The following is a 13159-nucleotide window of genomic DNA, read 5'->3' on the forward strand; positions in this document are numbered from 1 at the left end:
CAGGTTCCGTGTCCCACCAAATAAATTCTAAAGATCCTTGTGGAGATTCTGATCTCTGCAAGGATTTTTAAGTTAAGTAAGATTGATTATTATCCTACTTTTAAGACCCGATAAAAGTAGTTTCAAAGTAAGCCCGAATTATAAAAAAATAAACGCACCTTTTGGTACGCACATCGAATAGCCGTAAACCCCTCGTTTTTTTGGGATATACCGCTATTTTATTTTTCCGCATGTTTCTTGGATCTGTTTTGACCATGGCAAATAATCACGCAAAACCTCTGGACGCTGATGGATATCCAGATTGGGCAGATCTGAAAATAGCTTTACAAGGTACCGATAAAAATCTATGCCATTTGCTTTGGATGTTTCTGCGAGACTTAGACAAATCGCATTCGCTTCCGCGCCAGCTTCGCTGACGGAAAAGAGCCAGTTTTTTCGGCCGATGACATTTGGCCGGATTGCATTTTCAGCTGGATTATTATCGATTTCGATTCGGCCATCATTCAGGAAGGCTTTCAGGCCGGCCATTCGATTAAGCGTGTAGTCAGCTGCTTTGGCAAGGGCGTTTTTCCCCGAAGAACGGGGAAGTTTCCACCCACGCTAAAAACTTTTCAACCACGGGTTTTGAATGTTTTTGCCGTTGTTTCCTTCTCTTGCCCGGAGACAAATGCTTGAATTGCCTTTCCAGTCGATACAATTCATCACAATAGCTGACGTCGATTTGACCGTTTTTACTTTCAGCTTTCAGCCAGTACCGGCGGACGTGCGACCAGCAATTGGCGAAGGTAATACCCGCTATTTTGCCGTAGGCGGAATAGCCATCGCAGATCATCGTTCCGGAGTACCCTTGGATAAAACCTTCGAGGACAGAGCGAGCCCGTGATAAAGAACTTTGGAATAAAACAATCTCAGGTCCTTGGCTCGGTACACTACGATACACCCAATTATAAGCATTGGCTTGTCCTGATTTTCCATCCGAACGATGAATGATTTGCCCGTACGTTTCATCGGCATGCAGCACGGATTTAGACAGTAACTGCGCCTTCAATGTTTCGTACACTGGCTGAAGCCAATCGCGCGATGCACGAATCACCCAATTGGATAGGTTTTTATCATTTGTGTTCAGGCCATGCCGTTCCCATTCCTTTACCTGCCGGTAAAGAGGCAGGTACTGGGCAAATTTATCGTAGATGACTTTGCCCAATACACTAGGGCTGGCGATACTGCGCTGAATGGGAGGCTGCGGTGCTTTCCCGCGCTTGATCTGCGCTTTTTGTGAAGAGTTGCCTTTGCAGTTTTTGCATTCATAGGCATGTTCAATATGCTGGATTTTCTTCATTCTCGCCGGAATAAATTCAGCTTCTTCGCGTACCATGGTGCAGCCGATTTCCTTCATTTGCCCTTGGCAACAGCTGCATGTGGTGTTTTCTGGGTGATGATGGAGGGACACAGGGACAGGTTGCTTGTCCCACCAAGTAATGTAATTCCTATCTCTGGAATGATTTTTAAGTTGAGTCACCTGTCCTTTTAAAAGAAACAATCCTGACTTCTGAGTGAAGATTATGAAGAAACCTTTCAAAGAAGAGTTGGGAAGTTTAAAAAAGGATTTTCTAATTTAATAGTTCTTGCAGTGAAGCGAGAACCCAATTGTTGCTTTAGAAAACAAGAAAACCTTAAGAAACACGACGATGTTTCTCGAATTTCACTAGACCCGAAATAGCCGACTCCGTAGAAGAGTCATTGCTCAACGAAACTTTCTCTATTTATAAGAGAGAGTTTTTATTTTGGATTGATTCATATAGTTCGTCTACCTCCTAGATTTTTCAAAAATCAATATCACCATAAATTCCCATAATGGTATAATAGTCATAGAGACGATAAGTTGAAAGGGGCAGGGTAGAACTTGGAGTCAGCTAATCTGCATCATTCCGTTTTTAACATTGAGGAAAAGAGAAGAGAACTGGAGCAGCAAGGTTTAACCCGCGTTGAAGTGAAACGAAGGGTTGAAGATCGTTATCGTATGTTTTCAAAAAAAGGAGCATTTACCTGCCTATGCTGCGGAAAAACAGTAAATATGAATTTAACGAAGGATGCTGGAAGACCATTTTATTTTAGGCATAATGATGAAAGTGAGTGCTCTTATTCCCAAAACACGAAAACGTACGAAAAGCAACTGTCTAAGCTTGAGGATCCTTCGAAGAAAGATATTGGCCTCACTATTTTTCGAGAAATATTAGAAGGGGAACTGAAGCCTTATGGGATAACCATTGACCGAGGTTACCATTATAAAAAGAAGCTTTCCTTTATTCCAGACTTCATTATCCAATTCCCACACTCGGATAAACGCTGGGCAGTTGATTATTTTACGGCAATCGGTCAAGGGGCAAATTCCAGAAGCTATGCCCGTCATTTATCTCAACGCATGAAAACATATGAAGAAGAAGGCTTTAAAGTCTTTTCTTTTGTAGATAGCAGTTGGCTCTCATTTTTAGAAGAGACGAACAAAGGTACACTGCTGAATGCTGAGACTCATGTGACTAGTAAAAACCATGAAGATGACTTATGGGATACATTCTTTAATGAAAATATTCAAGGAGAGTTACTCGACTTTTTCAAGATTGAAACAGGGTTTGATAGTGGTGAATGTGATACGAGAAATATTGCATATGTAGATATTAATAACCGCCATTGTACGATTCTTCGCTTCCTGCCGATTTCTAAGCATGAAAGGAATATCACTTTTTATAAGTTATCTTCTTCCGTAGTGCCGCTTACTAAAGCATTAAAAGTTAATGCAGAACAGGATCAATTTATACTTTCTGAGGAGAATGAAGAGGAGAAGAGGAATAATTTTCTTGAAGAAATAATCGAAAGGAAAAACAATTCGCTACAGAGCAGGAAATGCTGAAAGAAAAGCGAGAACGAATAAGAGTGGCTGAAGCAAAACAAAAGACACGGTTATGGAATTGGGATGAAGAATGGACAGAACAAAGGGAAAATACTAAAGAGCTGGAAGATGAGGAAGTTGAAAAAGAAATGCAAGAAAGAATGAGAAGAGCGGCTTTAAGACCGATCGAGGTTCACCCAGATAGATGGCAAGATAGAAGCCATCATACGTATCAGTCAAATCTAGAACAAGCGGGCTATCAAACGACTGTAGTTCAATTGGAAAAAGAAAAGAAAGAGAAGGTACGAGACCTTTTGCTGACACAGCCTATAGCAGGAGAGCTTTATATAGGTGGCAATAGGGAGGATTGGCGGAAAGTGGTTTTAAAGTGGGTCAAAGACCATCAATCAGGTAACACTATTGTTGTATCAATGCAGAACCTGATTGCCTATATGAAGAGCTTTGGAGTCACCTTCCACCAGAATGATCAACTCGTTGAATATCCCATAAAAAACTTCCTTATCTACTATGAAAAAACGTTAAAAGCAGAACTAAAGAAAAAAATTGTTGTTGAATTTGAGTGAAACGCAGGAACGGTCCTTCGTGTTTCATCTCTACCGTGGGAATGAAATAGAACAACCGTCCCTTTGTTTCTAGGAGGTTTTAAAAAGATTGGTCTCAAAACTGAAAGGAAAATACTCTTTGAATGAACAAGCATTAAAATTCATCTTAGACTTTGAAAGAACTGTAACGTATGGAACAAAATTTAAAAATAAGCAGCTAGTAGATATTTTTTAGACAAACAAAGTTTAACCAACCTGTATTTGATACTTATATTGAAATGCGGTAAGTAAAGCGCTCTGGTACGCAATTAAACGGAGCTGCAGCTGGGGTATAGAAAGAGGAGTATACACAAAAGTTTTCTTGTCTGATCCCGACAGGAGTGTTTACATTCAGTTTCTAAGTGAGAATTTGTACAATGTACTTTTGTTGAAGAATCAAATCAAAGATGAAATTTTAAAAGCTTATCATCTTAGTGCAAAAGGAATTGGTGATAGTCTATATTACCTTACAGAAAGTTATTACAGGCAATTGGGTACATATAAAGGAAATCATAGCATGACAGATTTTATCACGTCTAACGCGAAGGAGTGTTTAGAGTCTGGGCAAATTTCAAAGAAGTTAGTGTACGAGCATATGATTTCTAAAAATCTATACATCAAGGAGATTGTGCAAGCCGCTAAAAAAGGGGAACTTAGAGAAGAAAGAATTTATGAACTTTTATTAAATTACTATTATGTTTGTACCGTTACTGTGGAGGAAGATAAAATTCTGCCTTCAATAAAAATGGATGACAATTGGGATAGTAAAAATCCGTTTTACAGGTATGAGAAAATAGGGATAACTTTCATGCGCAATGTGGAAAGGTATGTTTAGATAATCAGGAGGACGGTTCTTATTTGGCAGATCTGTCTGTTTCAGATAAATCATCAATTCAATCACATATCTAGTAATTGTAAATTAATATAATCATTAAGGGAGAAAGATCAGTGAAGAAACTAAGTCTAGGTATAATTTTTTTAATTTTTTTATTAAGCGGCTGTAGTCAAGCAATACCTGAAGAAGTAGATGAGTATCGTTTAAAGCAGTTAATTGCTGCTACTTTTCATGACAAATCATTAGAAGCGAATTTTAAAAACATTACAATAAATGAAGTAGCCAACTTTTTATTAGAGAAGGAGCAGAAAGAGAGATTTCTTTATGTATTAGGAGGTCAATATGCAACGAAGGATGAACTTGTTAGTGACCCCGCTTTTATGAGACAGTTATCACTAGCTTGGGGTGAAGGAGATTTAAAGTATCACGTTCAACTTCCAGGAGATAAGCAGCAGCTTACCACAACTTTTAGTGCCACCACAATGACAGCTTATAATATTTCTTATTTAGTCAATATACCAGCGAAAATCGCAGCTAATTATCAAACCAATAAGCTACTTTTAGAATACAAAGGTGAAGAAGTACTAGAGGATGTAGTGATAAAAGGATCATTTTATTATTTTTTAGGTTTGGATATTTTCTATGCTATTACTGGTGGAATACTAGCCTTTTTTATGTTATTTTTTGGATTTTTTATCGGCCTTCTATATAGCCCGATTCAAAGCTTCTTAGATGTATTTCCTATTTTCCTTGATTTCGTTAAGACCTTTTACTATTCGATTAAAAACTTTTAAACTTATTCAGTGACTTATCCTACCGATATTAAATGGAAAAGTAGTTTTTTTATATAGCTTGTTCATTAACTTCTTTCATATGAGTTTGTTTCTTGAGCTTTTGGTTTATTAGTTAATTATTGGAAGGAAATACATATGAATGGTATGTATAAGTCACAAGTAAGTGATTGTTCAATAGAAAGTAAGAACATTTTTAATTTAGCAACTCAATAATAAACTTTGTGAAATTTTTTCTCAGTATTGTTACTCTTGAAAATAAAAGGTAAAATATACCTATTATTAATAATGTACCTAGGGAAAGAGGAGGATTAAAATGATTATAAGGGCAATGGTTTATGGTGCAATAATCGGATTAGTGTTTGCGGTAATTTATTGTATTTCGGAGAGGACACTTGATTTTAACACATTGACAGGAGCACCGTTTTTAGGGGCTATCTTAGCAATACCTACAAGAAAATGGATACTAAGAACGTTTTGGATGTAACGTTAAACTAAAAGATTTTCATCAGTTTACAATTTAAGACGTTATGGTGGCTTTATAATAAGTAAACTGCAAAACGGTGTTTGTCAACGTAGTTTTCGTGTCCCTCTGCTTTAGTATTTTTTCTAACCTCGTTTGAATACCTTCTTTATAAAACGCGGGGAAGGTTCTCGTTTTTTCATTCGAGAGCCGAAATATAAACTTACCCAATAATCTTTAAATAAAAGGCTTTCTCTTGTTGTAGGAGAGAGTTTTTTGTGTTGAGTTGCTGGAAATACTCGAAAAGGAACCTTACCCATAGATATTCGAAATAATTGATACAGAAGATGATCTAAGAAATGGACACGTTTAAATCGGAATATAAAAAATCTTCGTAATATAGGTACTAATTCTAGGTGCAAAGAGCTGAATTAGTTGGCCCTTTCTAAGTTGAAGTTCGTGCAGTAAGTTACACTGGTAAGATTTGTTGGTTTATGTTCAATAGATGTTCCTTTTATACTTTTATCTTCAATACGCATGCATACCTAACTAATGCAAAGGAGGTATTCTTTCGGTGAGTGTGAAACACAAGAACCGTCTCCACTGTATCATTTCATCAAAAAAAATAAAGTCAATTCCATTTATTTATTGTTTATCCATCTTTTGTCATATAAACTAAAGTAGTAGGAAAATAGTAACTTCGTATATTAGAAGGGTGTGAGGATTTGGATAAAAAATTCCGGGTATTTTTAGCTTTTATGCTTGTATTAAGTGTTTTACTGCCTAATTTAGCTCCACTAACTGGTCAGGCAGAGGAGACAAGTCATACATTGTCTCTTGAAACGGCGAATGATTATAGATTAATAAACGGGTATGTTAATCTGTTTGATGAGACTAACACGTATTATGATGCCCAAGTCGATTGGACGAGTCAAACTATTCAGTTGCCAGATTCAATTAATGACTTAAGTTCTTACACAATGGAAATAGTGTACAAACTAGAAGTCGGTACAGATCATATTAGATACATTGACAGCCAAACTCGCACGGGTGCAGAATGGAAAGCGCTCAATAAGGTGCCTTGGAACTCCAATGTACTGCTGTTCTCTCCGAATGTAAGCGATATGCAAGAAGGGGTGAACCTTCAATATTCTTATAAATACGGAGAAAAAGTACTTAATGATCAGTTATATAATGAAAAAGGCTTGTTAATCGAGCGTGATCGCCTGGTTTATTTTACATTAAGTGGCATGGGTACAGACAACCACGCATACATCTCTAAAAAAACATTTACTGCGAATGAACAGACTGAGCAGTTCCATTTCTCAAAAGAAGGATTGGCAAACGTTCAACTAACGCCGAGCGAGTTTACTAATTTAAATAGTATTTCAATTAGTAACTGGTCAGCTTATTTTAATGCGAATATCCATTTTACTGAAGGCTTTAGCGGTAATATTTTTATACCCAAGGACACGTATGAACATATTACCCTTCATGGAGAACAAGAGTCTTGGGAAGTAGCTAATCCAGCAATTACGGGCAATCGCACGCTCTCATTTAGTGGAAGTGCAACTTCTAGCATGAATCTTCATTTCAGTCAAAACTCTTCTAGCCAATCTTTAAATGGCGAGTTGAAAGTGCAAAAAGGAGATTTGTTTATCTATGATCTTCCTAATGGAAAGGTTGAGATTTTCAAAAAGTCAGATTTAATTAATCATGTATATAGTCAGACTTTAACTCATTCATATGTTCAAGTGAACGATTTAATGCTTGAACCAGGTGATTACACGGTTAAAGTATCATCAGATCATGGAAGTGTCACACAAGACATCACTGTTCGTAAAGGGATTTCCGTTATGGCACCTGACGGATATGTCTTGGATTCCTTTAACCAAGCAGTCGTTTCTGATGGAGATAATTCGGAATACGTGCATGGTATTCTTAATTTTGATCAGCTTGAAGATATTCAGTTAGAAGATAGCAAGAGGTATAAGGTGCAGGCTAGCTTTAAATTAAGCCCTAATGGAACGACAGGTGTACCTCTAATTGCTTTTTATAGTCAAGATTACACAGGTGCAGAGATCCGCACACTTTCATCTATTGATCTAAAGAATTATGGCAGAGAAGTAGAAGTGAAACTTCCTGGCAGCGGCACATTTTCAGTGAATATGGATCGTCTACATGCAGGTTCTGCCGGGACAATTCAAGAGTATCAACTGAGGCTTCCAGAGGGAGATAACGCAGTTGTTTCATATGCTGGAGAAGTAGACGGAAAATATTATATGCTCACAAAAGAAATTCAATCGACAGACTCAAACGTGAATTTCACAAATGAAAAAAACCAAGCAGTAAAAGTAAGTATTAATACACCATTTGCTCCACAAACGAACGGTGGGCACGGCAGTATTTATTATCCAGACACGAAACTTCATGTAGGTGGAGAAATGAATAACGAGTTTTATGCCTTGCCAGGAAAAGCTCTTATTAATTTCCAAACATACTATGAAAAAGGTCAATTATTCTGGAGAACGAACGAAGTAGAAGTTGCTTCAGGAAAGACATTAGAAATTAAAAGCGATCAAGAATACTCGTTTCGTTTTGCGGAGCAGTTTACGGACCAAAAAGGCAAGCATCATTTACAAGCACATCAAGAAGTATCGTATGGGGACTTCTTGCTTGAAGAGATGATGAGTGACAAGTATGAAGCAGAAAAACCTGTTACTTATAAGTTAAAGAATTCACAGGGAATAATTCAAACATTCACCGGACATTCAATTGGTTGGGTTCATTTAGAATTAGCGGAAAAGTTAGCCGCTGGTGCGTATACGCTAGAAACAACATTTGAGAATCCATTTACGAAAGCAATGGAAACGGTGAAAGGTGAATTTACGATTAAATCTGAAACACCTGGGGGAGTTACGGTTCTTTCAGAGCGTTCAGTCGTGAATGAGAAGAACGTGAACTTTACGGGTAAGGGCCCCGCGAATAAGCCATTTAGCTTAATCGCTGTTAAAGAAAATCAAGAATCAACGATTGCTACGGGACAATCGGCAGCAGATGGTACGTTTACAGCTGAAGGAACGTTTGCAGCAGAGGGAATGTATCTAGTCTATGTAAAATTTGAAGAAGAGAAATCAGCTAAGGTTCCTTTAACAGTTGATTTGACTCCGCCAGTTGCACCGGTTGTGACAGTTGAAAAACAAACCCTTTCATGGGCACCTGTAGATCCTGATGCAGAATATGAAGTTTTACAAAAAAATGGCGACCAATGGGTGTCAGTAGCCAAAAATGTAACTACACCAAGCTACGAACTTAAGAACTTAACTGCTGGTGGAGTTTATACTTTCAAAGTAGCTGCAACGGATGCAGCGGGTAACCGCGTGGAATCAAATGAAGTAGAAGTGAAATTAGATGCCGTGAAGGTTTCTGGAACAGTAACAGCTGGACAAAAAGCTTTAACTGAAACAGCGGTAGTGATCTTAAAAACTGCTGAGGGTAAATCAGTAGAAACGGTCACGAGTGCAACGGGTAACTTCGTGTTTGACTCTGTACCAAAAGGCAGTTATCAAGTGAGTGTGGCTTATAAAAGCTCATTTACTGATTTGCCAATGGCCATTAAGGCTGAAACAACAGACTTAGAGAATGTGACGCTTGATCTTCCAATTTACCTAGACGATGTACAATTTAAGGTAGAAGATGGGGCAGGACAAGCAGTCACAGAAAACGTGCGTGTATCTTTAACGCATAAGGATACTGGAAAATTCTTTTCTGGTTTTGTCGGTGAAAATGGTCTATTAACAAGTTGGGGCGGGAAAAAGTCTTTCACGCAGCTTCCGGCGGGTACTTACTCTTACCAAGTGGCTGCTAAAGGAGTTTATGAAGCGACAACTGGTGAAGTAGAAGTAACTGATGCTTCTAAACCATTCGTCATCAAGGTGGATAAAGTAGCAGAAAAAACAAATCAATTGAAGTTAGTTGTGAAAAATAGCAACGGAGAAGATCTAGAGGGTTTTACAACGACGCTCTCAAGCAATAAAGTATCTAATCTATTCGGATATGAAAAAGCTTTTATTGAAAAGAAATCAATGATATCAGGAGATTCAGTCGACGCTCTCGCAGCCGATGATTATCAGTTAACGATTCGCAAAAGCGGCTTCACTACTTACAATGCGACCGTCGATTTGACTGAAAACAAAGAGCTGACGATTGAATTACAAGCAGCACGCGATGTTACAGGGGTTGTGAAGACGTCAGCGGATAGTGTACTTGCAAAAGGCAATGTATATGTCAGTGGAAATAACTATAGTAATTACATCACAACCGACAGCGAGGGGAAATTCGAGCTAAAAGGGATTCCAAGTTCAGGTGACTTGCATTTCTCTATTCATGCACAAGGGTATAAACCATTTTCTCAAACAATGGCAGCTGCAGATCTTAGTAACTTGATTGAACTGACTCTTGAGAAAGACGGTTCTTATCTTGAGATAACGACAGTGGATACAAATGAAAAGCCTGTTCCATTTACTAACATACACGTCTATGACGGTGAAAAATACGTAACGAGCGAGTACACAAACCGTCACGGTCAACTTCGCATTTCTAATCTAACTCAGGGTAAAAATTATCAATTGAAGGTAAGTGCTTATGATTACCCTGAATTTGAAAAGCTAGTGGAGTTTACAACGGATGGGCAAAAGGAAAAGATCGTTTTATCAAAACAAGCTACTGATCAATTAACTGGCACGCTTTCTGGAAACTCTCAGATCGTCGCACCAGGAAAAACGGTGAAGTATCGTCTAGAGACAAATAATAAGACGGACGTTGAGCAGCCAATCAATCTAACGATCTCGGAAAATGTGGTGATCACTGAAGCATCAATTGCTTTAAATGGTAAAGCTGTTGCTAAAGCCGATCTTAAAGCACCGAAAGGCGAAAGTGTCATTACATTTGAAGCAAAAGTGAAAGAAGCGATTAATGATCAAGATCCAATCGTTCATGTAACGGCGAAGCTTGGCGCAAATGATACAGAAAAAGTTTTATCAGCAACAACGAATATTTTATTCGTCACATTAAATGCACCAGCTGCGACTGGTAAAGCAGAAATCAAAGTATATGGAAGTGCAAAGCCAGGAACAACGGTGGAAGTGTATGACGGAGATGTACGCTTAGCAACGACAAAAGTAGAAGGACGCTGGTGGCACGCAGATGTGAAGCTGCCTAACCTAGAAGCATCCACACATACGCTTTACGCAAAAGTCATCAATGGAAGCAACACTTATACATCTGATCCAGTGCAAGTCGACTATCAAGAGGAAATTCCAGTCATCACGGGTGTAAACGTGAATGCGGGATGGAACAAAAATGTGAAGTTAAACCCAAATGTTGGCATCGCTACAATGGCGATTAGTGAAAATATGCCAATTAATGTGAAGCTTGCATTCGATAAAGAAGTAGATGAAGCCTCTATTGACTTTATCGGTAAAACAGTGAAAATGACGAAAAACGGTAATGAGTTTACGGGAATCTTCCCAGGGCCATGGGCGTCATTTGGAGAACAATTATTCGAAGTTGTCTATAAAAAGGGTGACAAAGAATATCGTGTGCCTTTAATTGAGGTATTAGTCCTAATCGATCCATCAGGTTTCGTATTTGAAGGCAGTATGGAAAACCGATTAGAAGGCGTTACAGCCACTGTTTTCCAAGGTCTTGATGCGAATGAAAATGCCGCTCTTGCCTCAGCAGATGTTAAGAACTGGAAAGAATGGGATGCAGAGAAATATGGACAGATCAACAACCAAGTAACGAATGACGAAGGCCGCTATGGCTGGGACGTACCACAAGGTGTATGGCAAGTGAAATTCGTTAAACCGGCATATGAAGACTATGCCAGTCGGTTTGTGACGGTTCCGCCGCCAGAAACACAATTGAATGTACCGCTTGTGCAGACATCAGCACCGAAGATTATTAAAGTTATACCTGCAAATGATGCGACAAATGTGAAAACTAGATCTAGCATTACGATTGAGTTTGACCGCCTTGTTGCTATAGAGGATCTTTCCACGATGATTGAAGTGAAAAAAGGAAATGAAAGCATAGCTGGAATGAATGTAGCTACTCAAGAATTTTATGGCTACAAAGAGACAGAAGCAGGATTCTTTGAAGAAGATCCGACGAAGAAGCTGGCGAAGTCGATTACTTTTAAACCAGACGCTGCCTGGGAAAAAGGCCAATCTTACAAATTCTCAGTTAGTGATCAAGTGGTGGACTATGCAGGTAAACCAGTCATTGGAACGAAAGAATTTACGTTTACAACAGAAGCAGCTACTTCTAACCCAGGTTCAGGAGGCGGTGGAGGTGTTGTGACGCCAGAGCCGCCAGCAGCAGGGAAGCCTGAATTTGATGAAAAGACAGGTGAGCAGCAGCTAAGAGTGGATGAGAAACAAGTAGAGGATCAGATTAAAGATGAAAAAGCAAAATCTGTTGTAATTGAAGTACCTGAAAACAAAGAGGCGAAATCGTATAAAGCAGTAGTTGGCCAAGCAGTTTTAGAGAAAGCAGCTGCTAGCAAGAAGCCGGTAGTTATTTCGGCCGCTGGTGTGGAGTTGTCATTTACTGCTGCTACGCTGAAAGCAATGACAGAAAAAGCAGGTGAAGAAATCAGCTTTGTGATTGCTCCAAAAACTGCAGTGGCAGGTGATCTGCCGCAGCTAAGCAAGAAGCAAACATTTGCTTCTGCGCTGTATGATTTTAGCATTACGACAGAAAAATCCGGAAAAGCTACTTCTATTGCTACATCTAAAGATCCGGTTCAAGTAACGGTTCCAGTGAAGAACGTGAAGGATGCACGTAAAGCCGCTGCTTATTATTTAAATGAGCAAGCGAAGAAATGGGAGTATCAAGGTGGCCGAGTGAAGAATGGAGAAATGACATTCACTGTGAATCACTTCTCTAAATACGCGGTTATTGAGCAGGCGAAAACATTTAGCGATGTGCAGTCAGCAAGCACAGCTTGGGGACGCGATTACATCGAAGTGTTGGCTTCAAGATCCATAATTAATGGAAAAACCCCGGATCACTTTGCGCCAAATGATCAAATCACGCGCGCACAATTTGCAATGCTATTAGCAAGAGCCTTACAGCTTCCGGTTCGTTCCTATGAAGGCATCTTCCCAGATGTAACCGAGAAGCAAATGAAGGAAGCGGCAATGGAAGTGGAAGCAGCAAGTCGCGCAGGCATTATTACTGGGCACAATGGCAAGTTCAAGCCGTACGACAAAATCACGCGTCAGCAAATGGCGGCAATGATCATTCGTGCGATTGAATACAAGCAACCAGAAGCACTGCCAAAAACAGTAAAAGAAGCGAATTTTGTAGATCAAGCTGACATCTATGACTACGCGAAGCCGCATGTAAACATGGCAGCGCAATTAGGCATCATCAGTGGGCGTGAACAAAACGGCAAGAAAGTATTCGCGCCAAACGAACACGCAAGCCGTATTCAAGCAGCTAAATTGCTATACAATGCGTTAGAGATTATCGAAAAATAAGTAAAAAAAGTCCTGCCCTAAGTTCAACTGGGGC

The 13159-nt window shown here is 39.1% G+C and carries 5 protein-coding genes and 1 pseudogene; 5 read left to right on the plus strand and 1 reads right to left on the minus strand.

The window, feature by feature from the left end:
- Positions 1–213: 213 nt before the first annotated feature.
- A pseudogene (gene tnpC / locus JOC78_RS06745) lies at positions 214–1444 on the minus strand (IS66 family transposase); the annotation flags it as partial.
- Between the two features lie 459 nt (positions 1445–1903).
- Here tnpC and JOC78_RS06750 point away from each other — a divergent pair.
- The 5 genes from JOC78_RS06750 to JOC78_RS06770 all read left to right on the plus strand — a co-directional run bounded on the left by JOC78_RS06750 (position 1904) and on the right by JOC78_RS06770 (position 13125).
- Positions 1904–2908 (plus strand): hypothetical protein, encoded by a 1005-nt coding sequence (locus JOC78_RS06750; protein WP_204553735.1) that lies wholly within the window; start codon positions 1904–1906, stop codon positions 2906–2908.
- A gap of 23 nt (positions 2909–2931) precedes the next feature.
- A complete protein-coding gene (locus JOC78_RS06755; protein WP_204553736.1) occupies positions 2932–3471 on the plus strand; it encodes a hypothetical protein in 540 nt (179 codons plus the stop codon).
- Positions 3472–4006: 535 nt separating this feature from the next.
- Complete coding sequence (locus JOC78_RS06760) at positions 4007–4324, plus strand: hypothetical protein (protein ID WP_204553737.1); 318 nt, start codon at positions 4007–4009, stop codon at positions 4322–4324.
- Positions 4325–4437: 113 nt separating this feature from the next.
- Positions 4438–5118, plus strand: a complete 681-nt coding sequence (locus JOC78_RS06765) for a hypothetical protein (RefSeq protein WP_204553738.1) — start codon at positions 4438–4440, stop codon at positions 5116–5118.
- 1185 nt (positions 5119–6303) lie between these two features.
- Positions 6304–13125, plus strand: coding sequence for a carboxypeptidase regulatory-like domain-containing protein (locus JOC78_RS06770; RefSeq protein WP_204553739.1), 6822 nt, complete (start codon positions 6304–6306; stop codon positions 13123–13125).
- Positions 13126–13159 lie beyond the last annotated feature (34 nt).

Origin of the sequence: Bacillus ectoiniformans, assembly GCF_016908875.1 — a bacterium.
Classification (GTDB): domain Bacteria; phylum Bacillota; class Bacilli; order Bacillales; family Domibacillaceae; genus Bacillus_BX; species Bacillus_BX ectoiniformans.